This is a genomic window from Candidatus Marimicrobium litorale (assembly GCF_026262645.1).
Lineage (GTDB): Bacteria > Pseudomonadota > Gammaproteobacteria > Pseudomonadales > Halieaceae > Marimicrobium > Marimicrobium litorale.
Map to the genome: position 1 here is coordinate 2,029,912 of NZ_SHNO01000001.1, position 22,045 is coordinate 2,051,956.

Here is a 22,045-nt window from a genome sequence, read left to right on the forward strand (position 1 = left end):
TTTATGGAAACAGATAAAGTCCGTTCCCGATTAAATCCGGGGGCAGAGCTAACACTCTACCCCCACATATATTGCTAGGCCTTCTCGACCTGGCCAAACTCCAGTTCCACCGGGGTGGAACGGCCAAAAATCAAAACTGCCACGTTCAGGCGACTCTTTTCATAGTTAACATCTTCAACAACACCATTGAAGTCGTTGAACGGGCCATCCACAACACGCACCATCTCTCCGGGTTCGAACAAGGTTTTGGGCTTCGGAGCCTCCACACCGTCCTCGACACGCTGCAGGATGGCATTGGCTTCTTTCTCAGTAATCGGCGCAGGCGCATCTGCCTTGCCACCGATGAAGCCCAGTACACGGGGCGTTTCTTTAACGAGGTGCCATGTTTCGTCGCTCAGTTCCATCTGCACCAGCACGTAGCCCGGAAAGAACTTGCGCTCACTGCGGCGCTTCTGGCCACCGCGCATTTCAATAACTTCCTCGGTCGGCACCAGCACCTCCCCAAAGCGATCCTGCATGCTATGCATCTCAATCCGCTCTTTCAGGGTAGCGGCAACTTTCTTCTCGTACCCAGAGTAGGCGTGAATGACGTACCAGCGCATTGCCATCAGCTAAATCCTTCCCCTATCCAATGGCCAGCGAAACGAGCCAGCCAAAAAATGAATCAAGACCCCACAGCAATAAGGCCACCAGGATCACAAAAGCGACCACGATCAATGTTGTCTGCACCGTTTCCTGGCGCGTAGGCCAAACCACCTTACGAATCTCTGTTCGGGAACCCTTAACCAACTCCCAAAAAGCAATACCCTTGGCCGTCTGCAATGCAATCATTCCCGCGATAGCGGAAAGAGCGATAATGCCCAGCACCCGATATAGCAAAGACTGGTCGGAGAAATAGCTATTGCCTACTACCGCTATGGCAACCAGCACAAATACGGCGGACCACTTCGCCGTATCAAACCTACTCTCTGTCGCTTCCGTACTCATTCAGTGAACCTTGCCTACCTCAACGGATTTACACCCGGGGCTTTTCCCGCCATAAATGGCAGGCCAGGAGGGAATCGAACCCCCAACCTGCGGTTTTGGAGACCGCTGCTCTGCCAATTGAGCTACTGGCCTAAAAATCCCACTTAGACAACGAAGCCGAGCTGCTCTCTCAAGCGGCTCGGCTTTGTCTAATACATGAGGCCAGAGTCGTGACTCTGACCCCGGTCAAACGTTACTCGATGATCTTGGCTACCACGCCAGCACCAACAGTGCGGCCACCCTCGCGAATCGCGAAACGCAGGCCCTCTTCCATTGCAATCGGTGCTATCAGCGTCGCTTCCATCTGCACGTTGTCACCAGGCATTACCATCTCAACACCCTCCGGCAACTCAACCGCACCGGTAACATCTGTCGTACGGAAGTAAAACTGTGGACGGTAACCCTTGAAAAACGGCGTGTGACGACCACCCTCGTCCTTCGACAAAATGTAAACCTCTGCCTCAAACTTGGTATGAGGGTTAACACTGCCCGGAACCGCAAGTACCTGGCCACGCTCTACTTCTTCGCGCTTGGTACCACGCAGCAGTACGCCCACGTTCTCACCGGCACGACCCTCGTCCAACAGCTTGCGGAACATCTCGACACCCGTACACGTCGTCGTCTGAGTCTCTTTGATACCGACAATCTCGATCTCTTCGCCTACCTTGATCACTCCACGCTCTACACGACCGGTGACAACCGTACCGCGACCAGAGATAGAGAACACATCTTCAACCGGCATCAGGAACGGCTGGTCTATCGCACGCTCCGGCTCAGGAATGTAGGAATCCAGCGTCTCAACCAGTTCCTTCACCGCGGAAGTACCCAAACCATTATCGTCCTTGCCTTCCAGCGCCATCAGGGCAGAACCACAGATGATCGGCGTGTCGTCTCCAGGAAACTCATACTGGTCCAGCAGCTCACGCAGCTCCATTTCAACCAGCTCTTTCATCTCAGCGTACTCGTCAGAGTCTGCACCGCCGCAGTCTTCCGCCAGCAGGTCCGCCTTGTTCATAAACACAACAATGTAGGGCACGCCTACCTGGCGTGACAGCAGAATGTGCTCGCGTGTCTGCGGCATAGGACCGTCCGTCGCGCCACACACCAAAATAGCACCGTCCATCTGTGCAGCACCGGTGATCATGTTCTTCACATAGTCGGCGTGTCCCGGGCAGTCTACGTGTGCGTAGTGACGTCCAGGCGACTCATATTCTACGTGTGACGTCGCAATCGTAATGCCACGCTCTTTCTCTTCCGGGGCGTTGTCGATACCGTCAAACTCGACCGCTTCTCCTCCCCATACCTCAGAGCATACGCGCGTCAGCGCCGCCGTCAGCGTCGTTTTACCGTGGTCAACGTGGCCAATCGTACCTACGTTAACGTGGGGTTTTGTACGTTCAAATGTTTCCTTGGACATAACCACGGTCTCCTATCAAACACCGTTACTGGCCCTGGGGCCTCGATTAATGAATTTCAGTACTTCTGTTACACAGCCTGAATGCTCAATCACAAACAGACTCAATTTGGAGCTCATAACCGGATTTGAACCGGTGACCTCTTCCTTACCAAGGAAGTGCTCTACCGCCTGAGCTATATGAGCGCATCCTTCCTCAATATTGGAGCGGGTAGCGGGGATCGAACCCGCATCATCAGCTTGGAAGGCTGAGGTTCTACCATTGAACTACACCCGCTACACTCTCGCCCAAAGACACCACTCCGGGCCTCGGTCGATTCAATGGCATCCACCAACCCACTCTGCCCTCGCTTCAGGCACGCGCAAGCCCTGTTCCGGCCCCGCTCCCGTCCTCGCACCATTTTGAGCCTCAATCATGGTGGAGGGGGGTGGATTCGAACCACCGAAGCTCGCGCGTCAGATTTACAGTCTGATCCCTTTGGCCACTCGGGAACCCCTCCGGAAGGCGCCACATTGTCCGGATGGGCCCCGATCTTGTCAACCGCTTATCCCAATAAAATTATTGACTTACAACCTGACCTCGCCGCCGATGCTGGGAGGGCAACCAACACGACAATATCGGTTATATTTTAACCAGATTCCGGGTGGTCGACTCCATTTACACGCCGCTTCGAAGTCGCCTTACTTTACATGCATACGCAGGCTACATGTTTATCCGGTCGTGCGGGCGCTCCGCTAGGAATAGAGGGCCCGGAGTTCCGCTTTTTGCACTTTGCCCATCGCGTTTCGGGGCAATTCCTCCACAATCTGCACCGTTTTGGGTACCTTAAATCCGGCGATACGCTCCCTCAAGGCCTCGATGACCTCCTCGGAGGACACCACCGCCTCGCCCTCCTCGCGCACTACAACCGCAACCAGTGCTTCGCCAAAATCGGCGTCGGGTATACCAATCACCGCCGACTCATCGATACCGGGAATACTATTGATCAATAACTCGATCTCCCGAGGGTAAATATTTAACCCCCCGCTGATTACCATGTCTTTTGAACGCCCTACGATCGAGATATAGCCCGTCCCGTCCACGCTGGCCTGATCACCTGTAATGAAAAAACCGTCTGGCGTGAAATCTTCCGCAGTTTTTCCTGGCAGATTCCAGTACCCGACAAACACATTATCGCCTCGCACCTGCAAGTCACCCACCGCACCTGAGGCACACGGGGCGCCGTCTTCAGCACAAATTCTCACATCAACGCCCGGCAGCGGAAACCCTACCGTTCCCGCTCGTCTTTCCCCCTTCAGTGGATTAGAGGTGTTCATACCCGTCTCGGTCATTCCGTAGCGCTCCAGGATGGTGTGGCCGGAGCGGGCCTCGAATGCAGAGAACGTATCCGGCAGTAACGGCGCAGAACCTGAAATGAACAAGCGCATGCCTGCACACATCTGTGCGCCAAACGCCGGCTCCGCCAATAATCGCGTGTAATAGGTCGGCACACCCATCATTACCGTCGACTGAGGTAAGCTCTCCAGCACTTCGCGCACCGCGTAACGCGATAGCCACCGCATCCTGCAACCACTCATAAGCGCACAGCCGATGGCCACGAATAAGCCGTGTACATGAAAAATCGGCAGCGCGTGAAGCAGGCAGTCGTCCTGCGTGAAACCCCAGTAATCCACCAGTGTTGATGCATTTGCAACGAGGTTACCATGCGAAAGCATAATGCCCTTGGGCGTTCCGGTAGTGCCAGAGGAATAAACCAGTGCGGCGATATCGCTGGCGACAGTATCTACGGCAGCAAAATCTGTTGAACGCGGTTTGAGTGCCTGCGACAAGGTCCCGGCGCCTTGCGCGCCCAATGTATATAGGTGCGGTGTGCCCACCACACCACACAGGGTTCGCAGCTGCACCTCATTAGCGGTGTCACACACCAGCAGTGACGAACACGCATCTGTCAGGAAAAATTGCAGCTCCTCCTGTGTGTAGGCAGTATTGAGAGGATGAAAAACCATACCGGCGCGCAGGGTGCCGAGGAACAGCCAGAGCCCCTGAGGCGACTTCTCAACCTGAACGGAGACCCTGTCTCCTTTGTGCAACCCGAGACCGTGAAGAAAATTGGCTACACGGGCAGATTCGCGCTCTGCATCACCATATGTAAAACGCTCTCCCGTATCTGTCTCCAGTAACACTGAATCGGGAGACGGGAAATGCTCACTGTAAGTGGAGTAAAGATTTAATGGACCTGAATCAGGCATGATCATAAGTCCAGAAATGGAGCTGGCGAGAGGAGTCGAACCCCCGACCGGCTGATTACAAATCAGCTGCTCTACCAACTGAGCTACGCCAGCAGTTCAGATAAGGGACTCAACCGTGCAGCCCCTCGGAAGCGGGAGCAATTCTAGGGGAAGTGGCTTGGGGGTGCAACCGGAATTGGCGAAGCTTTAACAACGGTTGAAGACGCCTTCTGGGAACCGGGAGAAGGGTTCAGTATAGGTTCGGTATAGGCAGGGGCCAGATACAAAAAAGCCCGCGAAGTGACGTGCTTTGAATCGGACGAAAACCGCTCAATGGTTAACGCAGGTTACCCCGGCGCAACTCGCTGTTTCACATACTGCTCCACAACTGGGATTCACAGAGGAAGGCTCCTGATCAGGATTGGCGATGGAAATACAATTGTCCCCGGCATCGGTGACACCATCTGAATCGGCATCCTCGGTCAACTCCCACAAGCTGTTTCCACCATTGTTGTATACGGTTGCAACACCACCCGCGTCGAGAACCAGCGGGTTTACCAACACCCTGCTGCTATAAGCCCAACCGGCAGGAACCGACATGCCAATAAACGCGTCAAGATTACCCATTACAATGTCGGTAGTTTCGAGATAGTCGATATCCGCGATGAACATCGTGTAGACTTTTCCATCAGGCGCACTTAACTCGTGCACTACTGAACCCGCATCAAAGGTGAACGGTATATCGCGTTCCACTCGAAACCCATTAACACCAGCACCCAGCGAGACATTACCCAACAAGGTAGCTAGGTAATCGAACGTAAATCCTGCGTGCACGAAACTGGAGGCGACCCCTTGCGGTGGCACTGAAGTGATTTCCCAGGAATTCATTGCTCCCTCAACACGCAGAACGGACTGATAGCCTTGGGGCGGAGTCAGGCTGTCGAACTCTGCCACCGTACAGTCACAACGATAGACGTAGGGTCCTGTTTTGTATTCGAGAGAATATATTTGACTGGCAGCGCTTACAGAATAGCCTGACAGGACCGCGACGAAGAGTAGCCGGAAAAATAATGCTGTTTTCGTTAAGTTGCGCATGGCCTTACTTCCACGTATGAGCACTATCATTTAACGTGATCTGCTCATCAATCTACAAAGAGTCGTGTGGACGTATCACCCTATTGCTCGGTAATGTATGTCTTTTGCGGCCAATTAGACTAGAGCTCACACCGTGCTCGGGTTCTTCCACATAAATTTCTTACACCGCGTCTGCAACCCTACTTTGAACGCAGGCTATTTGCACCAGAATCTTTTCGCGCTTTCTAGGAGGCAATCCAAGATGTCGGCGGTCAACTGCATCCACCATTGAGCCAGTTGGCTCGGTAGACGCTCAGTCGTAGCCCACCTGTCATAGTGTCAGGCAAAAAAGGTTTCTTGGAGTTACTGACGCCGTAAAACTGACTCCGAGGTCTTACAAATCACCTGCTCTACCAACTGAGCTACGCCAGCAGTTCAGATAAGAGACTTCACATAGCAGCCCCTCGGAACCGCGCGCAACTTCATGGCAATGGCCTCAGGGGTGCAACCAGGATGAGGCAGATGCTTACGAGGGTGGAACTGTCTTTTTGAATGGCGGGGAACAGTGCCGGTATAGGATCGGCATGGTTATGGCTTGTGTGAGCTTTCGCCGACAAGCGGCCATTCCATCAACCCCGTAACTCTTTATAATGGTACCGAAGCCTACTCCGAAAAGAAGTAATGTATATGATTTCTCTCAATCTACGATTCAAGGTTTTCGGTATTACATTAGGTATAATCGCCGGCCTAATTTCGATGGGTGCGAGCGCCAAGACAGATAAACCAAATATTCTTGTTATCTGGGGTGACGATATTGGAATCGACAATATCAGCTCCTATAACCTCGGAATGATGGGTTACAAGACGCCCAATATAGACCGCATTGCTCGTGAAGGTGCGCTCTTTACCGATGCTTACGCAGAACAAACCTGTACCGCCGGTCGCGCCGCATTCATAACAGGCCAACACCCTTTTCGAACAGGGCTACTTACTATAGGCATGCCTGGCTCCGATCATGGTATTCCACAGTGGACGCCGACAATCGCGCACGTCATGAAAAATCATGGTTACGCGACCGCTCAGTTCGGCAAGAATCATTTGGGTGATCAGGATCACCATCTGCCCACTGAGTTCGGCTTTGATGAGTTTTTTGGGAATTTATACCACCTTAATGCAGAGGAAGAACCGGAGGGGTACTACTACCCCAAAGATCCAGAATTCAGACGCAAATACGCTCCTCGCGGTGTGATCAAATCTTCGGCAGACGGAAAAATAGAAGATACCGGGCCGATGACTCGCAAACGCATGGAAACAGCCGATGAAGAGTTCTTGGGTGAGGCTCTGCGGTTTATCGACAAGTCTAATGCACAAGAGAAGCCGTTCTTTGTCTGGTTTTCCGCAACACGTATGCATGTATGGACAAGGCTCAAAGAGGAAGCGGTCGGCCGAACTGGCATTGGGCTATATCCTGACGGCATGGTCGAGCACGACGACCACGTTGGGATTCTGCTCGATAAGCTCGATGAGTTGGGCATTGCAGACAATACCATCGTCATGTATTCCACAGATAATGGCGCAGAAACCTTCACCTGGCCTGATGGGGGTACCACGCGATTCCACGGGGAAAAGGGTACAAACTGGGAAGGCGGACACCGTGTGCCTTTAATGGTTAGGTGGCCTGGCGTCTTTGAGAACGGCACCATCATCAACGATATGATCGCTCATAATGACTGGATGCCAACTTTCGCTGCGGCATTGGGAGAACCTGATCTCGTCGAAAAAATGAAGGAAGGCTATACGTCAGGTAACAAGAAATTCAAAGTTCATCTGGATGGTTACAATTTCTTGCCTTACTTTAAAGGGGAAGCATCTGAAGCACCCAGAGAAGAATACTTTTATTTCTTTGCCGATGGCGCATTAAATGCCGTTCGCTGGAAAGACTGGAAAATTCATTTCGCCATCTGGGATGGCAACATAGCCATGGGAGAGCGCAGAGTTATCGGCTGGCCGATGATAGTAAACCTTCGTGCAGATCCCTTTGAAAAAGGGCCGCTAGAGTCAGATATGTACTTACGCTGGTACGGCGATCAGATGTGGCTATTTGTGCCTGTTCAGGAGCAGATTCGCAGTTTCCTTGCCACTATTCCCGACTATCCGTTTCAGGAAGGCGGGATGCTCAACCCTTCAGATATCGGTTATCACACTTTGAAAACCGCCAAGGCGCTCAAACGCCTTGAGGATTTGGAGTCCATCAGCACACCAGTTGGCCGCTAGGAGACTCGAAAATTCCGTTTGCGCCAGAAATTCAGCTTTTGCTGCTGGCGCAACGTGGAGATTCGGATGCTCGGAGCTATACGTCCGCTATGAGGTGATAGCGGACATCCACCCACGCCATAGCGACACGCCGTTCAGCATACGCTGAGTCGTGGTTTTTGATTTGAAGTACCACAGAAATAATGGGGAAAGCTTTCTGAGACTTCCCGACGCTAAAACACTGACTCGGGGTCTTACAAATCACCTGCTCTACCAACTGAGCTACGCCAGCAGTTCAGATAAGGGACCTCACATCGCAGCCCCTCGGAAGCGGGGACAAATCTATGGCAATGGCTGCGGGGGTGCGACCGGAATTGGGCAGAGGCTGGCGAGGGTGGGGGCTGTCTTTTGGGGTGCAGGAGGAAAGCTCGGAATAAGTTCAGTATAGCCAGACCCCAGATACAAAAAGGCCCGCCGGGTAACGGGCTTCGACTTAAGCTAAACCTCGATTACTGATTAGTACAGGAGGCCGCGCCGCACACCATTGTGACACAGGCCGCACCGCAGTTGGTGTAACCAGGAGCTAGCTCTTGATCCGGGTTGGGTGTTGAGATGCAGTTATCAATAGCATCGCCCACACGATCTCCGTCAAGGTCATTGCGATAGGCGGCATCATAATCCGGGTCATGACCATCCATAATGGCTGTCGCAAGCGCATTGAGATCAGTGGCGTAACTCGGGCCGTAGGAATAGTTAGTCAAGTCGACATCGTAGAGTGCTCTCAGCCAGACGAGTCGTCCAAGATCGACGAGAATATCCCCCGCGTGTCCCAGGTTGTCTTTGAAAATAGAGTTCGAGGCATTGCCCTGCAGGTTGGGCGCATCGGGAAGGTTACCCGCAGCCTGCAGCAGACGGAGTTCACCAGCGCTCTGACCGTAGGGTACAGAAAAAATATCTACCCCCGGGTACAGCGCGCGAATTGAATCCATGAAGTCTTGCCAAAAGCCGGTGTTAAAAGCGACCCAGCTATTCGCGTAGTCCGCGGCGTTAAAACTCGTGGGATACGGCGTCCAGGGAACCGAGATAAAGAAGCGAGTTCCAGCATTTTTTTCCAGCGCATAACCGATCCAGTTCTCATAGCCCTCAGTTGATGAAAACGTTGGGTGATACGTCATACCAAACAACTCGATATCGCCGGCATTGAGAACCGCCTGAATCTCATCGCGCTTGCTTTGATTATTCCACAACGCCTCAGGTGCGCCATTAGCGCCTCCGGCAAAGACGACCGTCTGCGAGTGACCCGCTATACCTGCCGCTGCAACATAGTCAGGCATGCCCTCGGCGTAAGGTTTGAAAAAGCTGTGCCCGATATGTAATGATTTAAAGCCCGGATTCGGCGTATCGGCGACTGCCTTATGAACTGAGAACACCACGCAGAACACTACAATTAATGTCCGAATCAATATCATGGTCTACACCCGCGACTTAGCTGCATCAGATTTCTGGAGACGATACAAAGCAATCCCGCCGCAGTCAATACGGTAATATGCTTAGAGCATGACTGAATGCGCCAAATCAGGACCTCGCCCACAATTCGAGTATTAATGATGCCCATAAAGGGTATCTGGCACGTGGTCTCATTCCTACTCGAACCAGTCTAGTTTCCGGGCTGCTATATCAAGGAGCTAGCCTTCAACGCGAGACTGAGCGATTCGCTTCTTATCGGGTCGGTTCGTGAAACGTCAGCATATGACCTCAGGTTTACTTGCCAGCGCCCCTGTTACTGACCGAGCCAATATGAGTAGCTGGTTTTGAAAACGTCACCTGAAGACATCAGCTCAATTGTATAAGTGCCACGAATGCCTGCATACTTGCCTGTTCCGCCAATGATTGCGCCTTCATGCATATGGCCCGGTTTGACTGGCTCCCCATGCTCCGTCTGAACCACATCCCAAGTGTAAATGGTGCCACCTGGTAACATGACTTCGTGCTTATAGGTGCGCGCACTCTTTTTTGCAGCCGTATCCAGAAAAATTAAACTGGCTTGCGAGTAGTACTCTCCAATACTAGGTCCCTTGGGGTCGGACATTACATCACCATGGCGCGTATACTGATCTCCTACACTTAAACCAGCCGGCGCCATATCAACGTAGTGCGGATCAACGTGTGGAGAGTAGAATACCAAAGAATTATCCTGTGCCATTGCCGAAGGCGCCATGCAAGAAGCTAGGACAAAAAAACTGATTAAGACTTTTTTCATGATTATTCCTTGTGTACTGAGTAAAAATAGCCGACTTACAACAGGGTACTGAATTTGGTTTGCGCTAAAACTCGACTACTGGTTAGAGCAGGAGCCGCGCCGCGGCCTCAATCGGCTAGCGCTAATAACATCCAGCAGGTCTCGGTAGATTCACAGTGACTGATTCGGAGGTCGCTGAAGCATACGCATTATCAATCGCCACAGCGGTCAACAAAGCGTTCGCCCCGCCGGCTGGCGCATCTTTCGTGAGCGTATAGGGAGCCGTGCTATCCGCTCCGAGCCACTTGCTATCATAGAAAAAATTCACCTGTGTCACGCTACCATCCGGATCAATAGCGTCTGCACTCAGTGTGATGGTATCCCCAGCGAGGTAGCTTGTCCCCTCATTTGGCGCGGTGAGCGCAACAGAGGGAGGAAGGTTAGTGTTTTCAGTGAACTGCAGAATCAGCTTTGGCCGCAGTGTCGGCTTGGCATTGAATTCGCTCGAACGGAAAGATTTTTGGTTGGGGTTGCCAGTACCGGCGATCAACTGCCAGCCATTATTGCTCTGACTCCCCAGACTCATGGACTGCACCGCGTCAGTGACTTCCAGCACGAGCCAGCCCGGATTCCAATCCATATGCACTTCCACGCTGCCGCTGGCTGCATAGTCGGAGCCAATACCGCCAGCACCCGGCTCATTCCAGAACATACCCTCGGCGGACTCTAGCCAAGTGGCTTCACTCTGATCCCAATCGACCAGCAACGGATGTGCACTATAAGCCTGGTCGTAGGTAGATGATTTATAAAGAGCAAGACCGGCAAACGTTATTGTTGCACCCTCTGGAACCGGACCGCCTTCGTTGGAAAAGATTGCGAAGCGCACCAACGGGTTAAAACCACCCTCTTGGCTGCGAAGCCATTGTCGGTCACCATGGAACTGAGATCCAGCGAAGTTTTCAAGAGACGTATCGGTAGTACCCGAATAACCACCCAGCCCCTGTTGTAAAACCACGAGGTTCTCAGGGGTCGTTACGTTAAGCGCGATCGCGTTGGAAAATGCGGTGATGCCAGTGTCATCCGTTGCCGCGGCGGTGATCATGTGGTTACCTTGTTGCACTGTCCATGGCATGGAGTAAGGTGCGGCCGTTACAACACCCAACGAACCCCCGTCCAGAAAAAACTCAACTTGCGCAATCGTTCCATCCGAATCGCTGGCCTCCGCACTCAGGGAAATTATCCTGCCATCTACATAGGCCACCGCCCCCTCAAGAGGCGCACTCATGCTGACCGACGGTGGATTATTGACGTGGTCAGCAACTGTCGCGGATACCCTGGGAGAAATAAAAGCGTTCCCGTTACTGTCAGTGGCTATGGCCTCAAAGGTGTAAAAACCCTGCGTAACGGCATTCACTGTTGTCGTATAGGGCGGCTCTATTACCACATCCAGTGTTGAGCCATTCAGCAAAAACTCTACCTGTGTAATATTACTTGCGCTGTTAGAGGTAGCTGCTGTCACCACAATATCGTCGCCGGGAATAATAAAGCCCTTGCTCACAGGGTCCACGATCGTGACATGCGGATCATCACTGCCAGGCTCCGCCCAGTTTTCTGGTTTATACGCCCATATGTTCCCAGAAAATTGATCTTGTAGCGCAACGAAAGCGTCGATTTGAGCAATGTATTTCCATTTTCCCAACACGCCTGTAAACCACTCGGCGCCTAAATCGCTATCGGGCGTAGGTGCGACAACGCCGTCAAGTTTCTCGATTTCCCAACCGTCTGGCGACACAGTCGGGGGAGGATAAAGCGCATAAACATCTCCGCCACCGCCCCAAAGAAGAAACCTATTTCTAGAGGGATCATAATCCATACCATAGTCGCCGAGACCATAGTCTCCAGTAGAAATATCGTCGAGAGAAGGGCCGCTAGGAACAAACGCTACATTGAAATTTGCAGGGCCCGCGGTCGATAAATCCCAGTATGAAAATAGCCCCGGAGAGATCCTCACAAAAAGATCATGAGTTGGCAGATAGGCGCCGGCGCCCTGCCCCCATCCAGTATCATTACTGCCAATATGCTCCCAGGAATCTTGAGCTGGGTCATCTACGTTATTAATAGTGTACTTAGAAAGAACACCGTATGCGGCGTGAACGAAAACGACATCCTTGCCATCTTCTTGCGTGTACCCAGTAGAACCATCGATAAAGTGCCGCGGGAAATCTGCTTCTGGCATGTTTTGGGGGACATCTCGATTTTCCCACATCTCAGCCCCAATCACCCCCAAAAAGGGATTAGCCCATTGTGAGTGAGACCCTGTCATTCCTCCTACTTTATTGCCATCGGCTCGAGCTGGATCCAGGAGATATGGGCCCGTAACGCGGAAGGTACCATCGGGTTCCTCCTTCTCATAAGCGTGCCCGAGGCCAAAGTTTGGCCCACCGAATGTTAAAAACCGGTCAACCACCGGAAGGTAAATATTGTTGTCGTACGTGTGAGAGGCTTTAGGTGACGCATCGGGGCCATCTACTGTCAGCCAAGGGTAGCTCTCGAGTGATGTTATATCACTAGGCAAAGACATTCGCTCCCAGCTGAGCGTCGTCCCTCGCCAACGATACACCTCGTTTCCGCCGTAGTTTGCATGTCCTCCGCCATAAAGAATTAAGTCACCTCTGCGACTATCCCATGCAAAACCACTCCACGCCGGAATGATGTTACGAGGATCCCACGGAATGGAGCCGTCCTTATCAACGGAAACAAGCAGCCCCTCGGGTGTCCATACATCCTCAAAATCGTTAGCATTTACTCGAACCCACCCAGTTTCCGGTGTAGCTCTAAGGATAGAGATTAACTCCTCGAGATCAGGCTCTGAAGGTCTAGGATTGGCATCAAGAGGCAACTCAGAATCAGCGTGCAATAAGGCAGGAAGTAAACCCATCATAACGCCCGCAACGCCTGTAAGCATTTGTCCGCATAATCCCGCTGCCGATTTTGCTTTATTTCGCACCATAATGCCTTTGCGTGGTTCACCGTGGAAAAACCGATGAAAATATACCATAGTCAAGCCATGACGATTGAATGGCTTTTTAATTCAGTGACCCTGTCGGCATTTTAGCGGCCTTATGCCTAATCAAACATATCTTTATCATATTCTGAACAACTATGAGAAGCGCAGGGGCAATAGTCTTGCGCTCCCACTAATGGATGAACTCTCATGGGTTGAAGCAAACGTTGCCGACCCTCACATTAGCTAAAACGTAACGCGTCTGCGCTGAGACACAGGTCTCAAATGAAAACCATCCGGTCGAAGGGGCGCTGTTTCTCGCATCTTGCTGATCTGCCAACTAAATTATACTGACATTACTTAGAAGAGATCAGCGCGGTCCGCCTATGTAAGCGGCGCGAGAGTTCAACAAGTTACGCGTCCGATATGTCAATACGTGCCACCCACTATAGCTTCAATACGCTGCTTACTTTTTTTTCGCTTGTATACCGCTGGGTGGGCTTGCGTGGTTTTCGTAGCCCAACGCAAGGGGTATTTGGACATTATCCGACTCTTTACCACTACCCTTGAGAAAAACACCACGCCCGATGAGCCAATTGTTGGCAACGCGCACTCCCGCTGCAACATGGTTATTCACCAGAATGCCGCGTGACGCCTCGTTTACAAATTTGTTTTTCACGACATAAAGCTGCCGCTGTCGATCGCTTCGATCCCCACATCCTTCTGCACCATAGCCAATTGCACTGATATTTTCTGTCATTCTGGCTTTGAACATAGTGTTGCCGACCACGTAGCTCAATCCGCAGTTGGGAAGATCGATCAGGCGACTTGAATTGCCTTGCAGAGAATCTTCAATTTTGTTGAAAGCAATGTGATTCTCCAGTGCTCGAGACTTTATTTGGTGACCCTGATCGGTACCCATAATGTGACTATCTCGGATCGTAAAGCGCTCCAATGCCCCTACATAGATACCGTGGCTAAAGGTGTTGTCGCGCTTTTGATTCCAGATTCGGGACGATTCAATATACAGACTAGAGTCAGGCGCACTGCCGGTTAGAATAGAAAATTCATTATCATGGAAAAATGTATTGCGCAGGCGCAGGTGGCCGCGTTCATGCCGAATACCGGCGCCATTTTTGTCCTCGACCTTCGCTCCGGAAAACTCTACATTCTCTATTGCCGTGTTACCGCCCCGTATGATCCAAATAGCCTTACCGTTTGGAATCAGACCGTTTGACTTCATATGCACGATACCGCCCGTGCCGCGAATGGTTAAGCTGTCCTGGCTCCACGTTGAATAGTCGTTCTCATAAACACCCGCATCAATTTCTATGATATTGCCCGCTTTTGCACTGGCCGCCGCAGCGCTGGGTGTTTTCAGCGACCTTTGCGGACCTACCTGCAGAGTCTCCGCCGTCACCGTGTCGATGCGCAGAGTCGAGACAAAGATCAAGGAAATACCGAGACACCTTAGCTTACACCCTACTGCTGTGGGCAGATTCTTTGTACCTATTGGAAAAGTCATTGATATTCGATCCCGACACTTCGAGGTATATTCGAATTCTGCGATCGGAGCTTTGTAAAAGAAAAGGTAGCAGCCACGCTCTTTATATTTCCTTCCCTGCCACCTCGGCGAGGTCGGCATAAACCAGTGAGTCTCACTCACAACAGCTACTTTCAGACCGCTAGGGAATACAACGAGGCAGACCTCTCCTCACCTGGACCGCTTCAGGCTTGGCAATGTTTCCGAATGCGGCTGATCGCCCGCCCGGCGCACCATCTGGTATCTGTTGGCCCTCTAAAAACGACTTGCTGCCTATGCGCCCGCGCCATACCAGATAGGGGAGGAAAACGCCCGCTCTTGGTGCACCAGTGGCACGTCTGGATCCATATCTGTCAGGTCGAATCTCACCTTGTCGTAGAGGGTCCAGCGTGGAGTCGGTATCTCGAGAACACGCACATAGTAAACAGCGCTATCCGCTGCATCGAAATCGGGATCTATAAAAACACCGCTCAATTCTGACGCCCCAATAGTGTTTCCATACTCAGCGGTCTTCAGGTTCACAGTATTTCCTACGGCAGGCAGCTTACCTGCGCTATCGACCTTGCGATCACCCGACCAAGCAACGTTATAGATTTTTTCATGGGCCGCTCCACTTGCATCCACCCAGCCTTTCACAACTTGTATACGATCGAGATTGGCACCCTCCGGATCTTTCATCGCCGCCACAAGCAAACTAGGGGCCTTGCCTTCCGGGGCCGCCGCCAGCTGACTGCCCATGGGGACTCCCTTGCTATAACCCGCCATGGCAACATCTCCCTCAGCGTCTTTTGCGGAGAAATCGTAACCACCAAACAACCGCACCTTCATACGAGGGCCCGTCGTGGCAAACGTTTCCTTGCGCTTCATAGCGTCCCAGATAGCTTCACGTGTATTTTCGATCGCCCACACGCCCATTACACCCGACGAGGATTGCTCCCAACCAATATAGGAATCCGTCGGGCCGTCGATTACAGAAAAGCCCCAACGATTCTGGTTTGATGGCTCGAGTGTTTTGAATTTGCCAAAAAAATTATCCTCTTCGATTGCCGAGAGGCCTGTATGCTCGTCAGAGCCAGCGTTCGCACCGTACCGGAACGGGTTGACACCCAGCTGCTTCTGCAAGCGCAAGCCCGACTTCAGTGCCTCCCGCCAATACTCCTGGGGTATCGATCCCTCCGGCTTCGATTTTACTGCCAGATTACCTCGATCCCACAAATCCCAGGCCGCAAACTCATCCTCTGGTGAAAGAGAAGGATGCGACTCGCTTTGACCTTTAATCTGCGTAAGCTCATATAGCGGCTCATAATTAGCTCGCAGTTCAGCCCACTCTTTAGTTATAGCTGATCCATCGAACTGCTGTTCCTCAAACATACGCCCATTGGACATATTGCCGTTGTGGGGTATCGCCAGCACCTGTCCGCCTGTATTTTTCTCGTACGCTGCCATCCAACGCCACAAATCTAATGGGTCTTGAGTTTCAAATGTCGTTAACGGCAATGTACCCTTTGTGCGATCTGCGCCATCACGAAAAATGACATTCCGATGAAGGTTATTTCCCCCATCTGCGTTGACAGTCCACTCAAACGCAATGAAGGTAGTGAACTCGCCCGGCTTGTTATAGTTCTCAGCTGCTTCCACCGTTTTCTCCCATGCAATCTTCATCCACTTGGGATCCGTTACCACGGCAGGCAATCTTTCTTCCGATTGCATCAAAATCAATTCACTTTTGGCAGCGGCCGCAGCCTCATCATTGCCGGAGTTCAAGGCGTCACCCCAGCCCTTTACAACGCTGTCCGCCAGCATCTCGGGGTTGCCAGCCACCACTTCGTTGATAACACCCATTGCATCTGAATGATCGGTGATCATAAACCAATCATAGGGCCGGCCCAGCCGCACTTTCAAACCCGTGTTAGAAACCACCTCCTCACCAATTGCGAGCCGGTAGGCTTCATCTGGCGTCTTTACAGCACCATCCAAGCCGGCATCAACTGACCAACCTGTATGAACATGCGTGTCGCCGAAAAAAACATCCGCTGGATAGGTGTCTGCGTAAATGCTTCCCGATAATGTTAGTGCAAGTATCAAACCAAAAGATTTTTTTATAATTTTCATGTTGGGGCTCCTGAGCAGAATCGGCAAGGAAAAACAGATGATCATTAGTCAATCTAGAGAGGCTTTGCCCTGTCAAATAGGGGATCAATACGCTAATGAAACCGCTTCTCAATCTAGAGCAATCTCTACATTTGTCAACGCCAGGGATAAAAGAAGCAACGTAAAAACTGTTGGCGCTCAAAACATGCCGAATCGCGTTTTGGTATAAACGGGGTATTAGTAGACGAGCGCTCTTGCGGCGTTAAACCAAGACTCAGGCCGGTTCGGCGTAGAGTCTGCCAAGTTGGCGAAATGGTCGCAGCTCAACGGGGATGCGACTGCTGAGTCTAGTTCAGTAGAATCTTATTTCCGATGCCAATTCCCATGCATCGGCATGACTGGGGCCCTCATCAAATACCGTGTCTTCGATTTGAGCGGAATCTGCTACAACGGTGAGCTTCCCCTCGTCCCATTGCGCAAGGTGCGTAATGTGGCCATTCATTCCATCAATCGAGGCGACGTCCTTGATCTGTTTTATATAAGATACGATGTCATATTCGAGTGTAATCTCGTAAGGATACTTGCGACCTGTGCGTGGCATCGTGGCCTGCTGCGCCTGCGTTAGGGAACGAATTACCGGATCAGTAAGCTCTATGCCATACTCCCGCTCGGCAAATCGCATGATTTCCTCATAGTAAGCCTCTGGGTTTTCAAACAGAAAGTTCGCATTTTCCGACCAGGCAATGCTAGCCCAATCTCGATAATTACCGCTCTGAATCACCTCATTCAAGACACGGGATGATATCGTCAGGCTCGGATCATTGGCTAAAACTGAACCTAACCAACGTCGAAGAAACGCGATAGCGGGAATCTGATGATCTATCTGTAAAAAATAGAGGATATATTTCAACACCCCATAGCGGACATGAAAAAGGTACGAAACGTAAATCAATTTCATTGTTTGCATGTCTTCTGAGGAGAAACTGGAGGTTGATTGCACCATATCGTCGTCTGTCGCCAGTATTTGGTATTGCTCTCGATAGCTCACCTCGGCCATGGGTGCATTGGGCATCATGGAGGTGTAGTTAGCGTTGGCAGCGACCTTCCAATCAAAACAAAATTGTAGATCGTTGGCGAAACTGTCCACAGTCTGCCCCGGAAGCCCGACCATCAAATCAGACGCCATCGGGATATTTTCCGAGTTAAAGTACGTCATCATTTTTTCGTACGCTTCGGTCTTAATATTGTCACGCGCGATGGCTTTCAAAACGTCGCGATCGGTAGTTTGCAAGGCTATGATACCGGTGGGCAACAGCCCCCCTTCGTGCAGAATCTTGATTACGGCCATCAAACGACGACCACCATTCTTAGCGAAATTCGTGGCAACACGAAGCGGGTAACCGGTTCTTCGCCTGACATCAACCAGCGCCTTGGCTATTTCAATATCCTGCTCCAACATGCCGAAATTAGCATCCGCTATAAATATAGCTTGGGATCGTCTTTTAGCTATATATTCAATCTCTTCGAAGACACGTCCCGGCGCAAATTTAGTTACCTTAGATAAGGTTGCAGAGCCCCAATCACAATAAGTACAACCATAAGGACAACCGCGGTTCGTCTCGAGAATAGTGGATGGCAAATCCTCGAACCAAGGCTCAAACTCACCCGTCATATAGGGAGAGGGTAGTACATTGATATCAGTTAACCGCTGCCGATCCGGAGTCCTTTTGAACGCATCGCCGCATCGATACACAATACCCGTGACGCCCTCGAGCTTGTTGAAATCACGTTTCCGGCGCGGCGCCGAGGCAAAAATCTCGAGGATCTCGGCCAGCGCCAATTCACCCTCGCCAATGACGGCAACATCCACGAAAGGATTTTCGCGAAGAAAGCTTTCGGTTTCCCCTTGGTATTTCGGAACATGTGGCCCACCAAAAATGATCATACTACCTGGCGATATTGCCTTGATGTGCTTAGCCGCCTTTATATTCAGCTCGTGATTCCACACATAAGAAGAAAACAAACAGACGGGGTTTGGGGACTGAGTTACCTTGCCATAGATTGTTTTAAGCGGCGCTCCTTCGTGGCCGGCCACCAAGACACGATTGATGTTGTACGCGCCTTCAAGCATCCCATCCTTATAGCTTCTGGCATATGCGGTCAGCATGCCCAGCGCAAGGTAGGGAAGAGCCGATAACTCTCTCTCCAACACTAGCGGTAACACGACTACTTTAGGTTTGGATTTTATATTACTCACAACGAAATCATCCTGTTGTGCAAAGCCAATGTCCGACTATAAAGAACAAATAAACGAAAACGCTTCAGTAGCGAGGGAAAAATCAACAGGTAAATACAGGAAATGTCGTCTGCTGAACCTGCTTTTTGCGTCTATACACAGCCGCCTCGCATATATTCTTCGTGCGACTCACTGAACTTTCGGTCACTCCGAGACAATACTATGGGAGTTTTTCGAGCCAAGAACAAGACAGAACACGGCATCCGCGGCAAATTGTCGAAGTAGAAATCACGAAAAACCGTTGAAACTACTAAAAGAACCGAAAAACAGTGATGTCAGTCCTCGGAAGCGCTGGCTAAACACTGAACGCCGCTCACCAAGCTTTCTGTATTTTCTCTTGCCAGTTGCCGGCCGCCGAAAGCGGAATTGTCGGCACCGCCCTGTACATTAACTACTTAAATCGTGTGGTTATTAAGTTGAGGAACGACGTTTCTGAGCATCAGAGGGGAAACACACTGAATAAGAAACAAAAACTGATGGGGCAAATTTATGACGCAGGCGCAACCGCCTCCGGCCCGGCGATCGCCATCGCCTTTTGATAGGCAGCCCGCCCCTTTATGCGCTCCAGATAGGCGCAAGTATTCGGCAGCGAAGCGTCAATCGGACGAGCCCCCAACATTTCTAGCGAAGTTAAATTGAACGCCACCATAACATCCGCGCAGGTAAATCGCTTGGCGCCCAGATAGTCCGAGTCGCCCAGTCGCTGCTCCAAGTAGCTATACAAACCGTTTTCACGGCGTTGCATTACATCTACTATTTGACCACCCGACGACAAATCACCACCGCCAGCCTGATAGGCCATCTTCATAAATAAAACGGACTGAAAATTGTTATTGAACTGCATCCAGTAAAGGTAATGTGGATAGTCCTCATCTTCCTGCGTAACGGACAGACAACCGCCGCCGTAGCGATGCGACAGATACTCCACAATGGCAGTAGACTCTGCCATAACAACATCACCATCCTCTATCACGGGCGCCGTGCCCACCGGGTGTAACTCACGGTATTCAGCTGGCGCAAGGAAATCGTCTCCACGGTTGTACCACTTCAGATGGTAGGGCTGCTCGAGCTCTTCCATCATCCACACCACACGATCAGACTGCGATATACCCAGGTGATGAATGGTTACCATAGCGATTCCCTCAAATTGTTAAAAAACAGTCCCATTAGTCTTCAGGCTTCCGAATCCAGTTTCCATACGCACTGCGAAGAGCTTGAAAGACAAATCGTTACCGCTTTTATTTCAGCGCGCCTTTTCTCGCTTTCGCGGAACACCGCAACTGTGAATGCGATGCCTCCGAACACTAGCAGGTGTGCCAGCCAGACGAGCCCAAAATTATATATAGACAAAAACGAAAGTGAAAATACCATGCTCCACATCCAGCCGAGTACCTGCATAAAGTAGTGCTGCGAGGCCAAATCTAGGTGTCTCAGGGGGCTCCGCCGATTATCCATTACAGCGCCCCAACTCTCCGTCACGAATTCTTTCATACTATGTCCTCTCCTCTTGTTCTATTCACTGTCGAGTACAGGTGCCACATTGGCTCGTTCTGACTGAAACTTCGACGCGACTCCAAATACTCCCCGCCACCTGCAGCCTCTTTGCTGCTTGCCCAATAACCCTCATAAACTCTGCACGAACGCAGCGATATTGTTCATGTCGTCGGAGCTGAGCGCGCTAGCTTGGCTCCACATCAAAGCACTCTGCGTGCCCCGGGTTTCCCCGTTTTTGTACTGCACAAGTTTCGCCACCAACTCCTCCGGGGGCTGGCCGGCCAGAGCAGGACCTATTCCGCCCTCACCGTTTGCACCATGACACGCGATACAGCCAATGTAAGCTGCCTTGCCGAGTTCTTCGGGTGATGCCTCAGCTTTCGCCAGCGCCTTAGCCTGAGCGACAGCAACTATGCCCCCTGTCTCGTCCTTCCACGCTTCATAACATTCCCCGACACACGCGTGCACCCCTTCGCGAGAGTACTGGTTTGCGTTTATCGCCCACAAAGGCAGACCGATTGCAAAACCCAGAAAAAGAAACAGAAAAATATTCGACTTGGACATAACTACCTCATAACAATGTATATAATTTTTTACGCAGGTCTGCAGGGTATGGTTCAGGTGACTCTTTATCGGAAATCGACAAGAGCCTTTTTTTAAAAGGAAGGAACAACGTGACGAGTGCGGGAGTCACTCGGTCTATTCTGTGTCTATTAATGCGACGACTTGGCCGTTATCGTTTCGCCAACTAGGCTGAATCATTTTTTTGACTGCCCTTTTTCATCAACGTTCTCCAGGGGCGCCCATCACACACGTCATAATTACTGCACTTGTCCGTGCAACCCCTGCAAGGCAAGCGCGGGTGATGACCCGATCTCGAGGTTGCATCTTGTCCGTTCTCAACCCTCTCGTCTTGCTGGACCATGCCTACGTTGCTCCCTGGCCAAGCCGTGCCGGTGGCGCGAGCACCACAATCGCAACACCGTTTCGCGCCCAAGCTGAGAGACAAGCAACCAGAGGGGACAGCAACCCCGATAGTTTGCCTGTTCGTGACACCGGCTTTCCGTCCATGAGCACTAACGCGTGCGCCGAACGCAATTTTCCTCCCAGAAAATACTCAACTTTTGGTTGATTGAGCAGGTTCTTCACCCAGAAAGACCGGTTTCCGCGCACGGTGCTTATGACTCGAAAACGCCCAAATTTAAAGCTCAAAAGAGGTGTCCGCCGTTTTCTTCCTGTCTTAAAACCTATAGATTCCAGCACAATCAAAGCACCGGGCATCCGCGAAGGCGAAGCAATACCGCTGCGCACCGCGGGCTCGACGACTGCATTCATTTTCCGAAAAACACGCTGTTCCAAACTGTCATTCACGCCGCAGTCCT

Annotated in this window: 15 protein-coding genes and 5 tRNA genes; 1 reads left to right on the top strand and 19 read right to left on the bottom strand. The window is 51.4% G+C overall.

What is annotated here, in order from left to right; translation table 11 throughout:
• Window positions 1-74: 74 nt before the first annotated feature.
• The 10 genes from nusG to EYC82_RS09135 all read right to left on the bottom strand — a co-directional run bounded on the left by nusG (window position 75) and on the right by EYC82_RS09135 (window position 5,764).
• Window positions 75-608 carry a transcription termination/antitermination protein NusG gene (nusG, locus tag EYC82_RS09090; RefSeq protein ID WP_279249220.1) on the bottom strand — a complete coding sequence of 178 codons (534 nt, stop codon included), beginning with the start codon at window positions 606-608 and terminating at the stop codon, window positions 75-77.
• A 16-nt stretch (window positions 609-624) separates the two neighbouring features.
• Window positions 625-987: a preprotein translocase subunit SecE gene (gene secE / locus EYC82_RS09095; RefSeq protein ID WP_279249221.1), complete on the bottom strand. Its 363-nt coding sequence runs from the start codon at window positions 985-987 to the stop codon at window positions 625-627.
• 56 nt (window positions 988-1,043) lie between these two features.
• Window positions 1,044-1,119, bottom strand: a tRNA-Trp gene (locus EYC82_RS09100).
• 100 nt (window positions 1,120-1,219) lie between these two features.
• On the bottom strand, window positions 1,220-2,443 hold the full coding sequence (tuf, locus tag EYC82_RS09105) for an elongation factor Tu (RefSeq protein WP_279249209.1): 1,224 nt from the start codon (window positions 2,441-2,443) through the stop codon (window positions 1,220-1,222).
• 107 nt (window positions 2,444-2,550) lie between these two features.
• A tRNA-Thr gene (locus tag EYC82_RS09110) sits at window positions 2,551-2,626 on the bottom strand.
• Window positions 2,627-2,643: 17 nt separating this feature from the next.
• Window positions 2,644-2,717 (bottom strand) — tRNA-Gly (locus EYC82_RS09115).
• Between the two features lie 139 nt (window positions 2,718-2,856).
• Window positions 2,857-2,940 (bottom strand) — tRNA-Tyr (locus EYC82_RS09120).
• Window positions 2,941-3,175: 235 nt separating this feature from the next.
• The gene (locus EYC82_RS09125) at window positions 3,176-4,690 is read right to left on the bottom strand and encodes an AMP-binding protein (protein WP_279249222.1); all 1,515 of its coding nucleotides are present in this window, start codon (window positions 4,688-4,690) and stop codon (window positions 3,176-3,178) included.
• A gap of 17 nt (window positions 4,691-4,707) precedes the next feature.
• Window positions 4,708-4,783 (bottom strand) — tRNA-Thr (locus tag EYC82_RS09130).
• Window positions 4,784-4,999: 216 nt separating this feature from the next.
• Window positions 5,000-5,764 (bottom strand): thrombospondin type 3 repeat-containing protein, encoded by a 765-nt coding sequence (locus EYC82_RS09135; RefSeq protein ID WP_279249223.1) that lies wholly within the window; start codon window positions 5,762-5,764, stop codon window positions 5,000-5,002.
• 666 nt (window positions 5,765-6,430) lie between these two features.
• On the opposite strand from EYC82_RS09135, the gene EYC82_RS09140 reads away from it, so the two are divergent.
• Window positions 6,431-8,017: an arylsulfatase gene (locus EYC82_RS09140; RefSeq protein WP_279249224.1), complete on the top strand. Its 1,587-nt coding sequence runs from the start codon at window positions 6,431-6,433 to the stop codon at window positions 8,015-8,017.
• Window positions 8,018-8,505: 488 nt separating this feature from the next.
• Here EYC82_RS09140 and EYC82_RS09145 read toward each other — a convergent pair whose 3' ends face one another.
• The 9 genes from EYC82_RS09145 to EYC82_RS09185 all read right to left on the bottom strand — a co-directional run bounded on the left by EYC82_RS09145 (window position 8,506) and on the right by EYC82_RS09185 (window position 22,034).
• A complete protein-coding gene (locus EYC82_RS09145; protein ID WP_279249225.1) occupies window positions 8,506-9,465 on the bottom strand; it encodes a hypothetical protein in 960 nt (319 codons plus the stop codon).
• A 311-nt stretch (window positions 9,466-9,776) separates the two neighbouring features.
• Window positions 9,777-10,256: a hypothetical protein gene (locus EYC82_RS09150; RefSeq protein ID WP_279249226.1), complete on the bottom strand. Its 480-nt coding sequence runs from the start codon at window positions 10,254-10,256 to the stop codon at window positions 9,777-9,779.
• A gap of 121 nt (window positions 10,257-10,377) precedes the next feature.
• Window positions 10,378-13,176 (bottom strand): Ig-like domain-containing protein, encoded by a 2,799-nt coding sequence (locus EYC82_RS09155; protein WP_279249227.1) that lies wholly within the window; start codon window positions 13,174-13,176, stop codon window positions 10,378-10,380.
• A gap of 529 nt (window positions 13,177-13,705) precedes the next feature.
• Entirely contained in the window at window positions 13,706-14,764 is a 1,059-nt protein-coding gene (locus EYC82_RS09160) for a right-handed parallel beta-helix repeat-containing protein (protein ID WP_279249228.1), read from the bottom strand.
• Window positions 14,765-15,055: 291 nt separating this feature from the next.
• Entirely contained in the window at window positions 15,056-16,894 is a 1,839-nt protein-coding gene (locus EYC82_RS09165) for a DUF3604 domain-containing protein (protein WP_279249229.1), read from the bottom strand.
• A 331-nt stretch (window positions 16,895-17,225) separates the two neighbouring features.
• A complete protein-coding gene (locus EYC82_RS09170; protein ID WP_279249230.1) occupies window positions 17,226-19,130 on the bottom strand; it encodes a B12-binding domain-containing radical SAM protein in 1,905 nt (634 codons plus the stop codon).
• A 526-nt stretch (window positions 19,131-19,656) separates the two neighbouring features.
• Window positions 19,657-20,301, bottom strand: coding sequence for a glutathione S-transferase family protein (locus EYC82_RS09175; RefSeq protein WP_279249231.1), 645 nt, complete (start codon window positions 20,299-20,301; stop codon window positions 19,657-19,659).
• Between the two features lie 491 nt (window positions 20,302-20,792).
• Complete coding sequence (locus tag EYC82_RS09180; protein ID WP_279249232.1) at window positions 20,793-21,227, bottom strand: c-type cytochrome; 435 nt, start codon at window positions 21,225-21,227, stop codon at window positions 20,793-20,795.
• 363 nt (window positions 21,228-21,590) lie between these two features.
• The gene (locus EYC82_RS09185; RefSeq protein ID WP_279249233.1) at window positions 21,591-22,034 is read right to left on the bottom strand and encodes a nitroreductase/quinone reductase family protein; all 444 of its coding nucleotides are present in this window, start codon (window positions 22,032-22,034) and stop codon (window positions 21,591-21,593) included.
• Window positions 22,035-22,045: the final 11 nt, after the last annotated feature.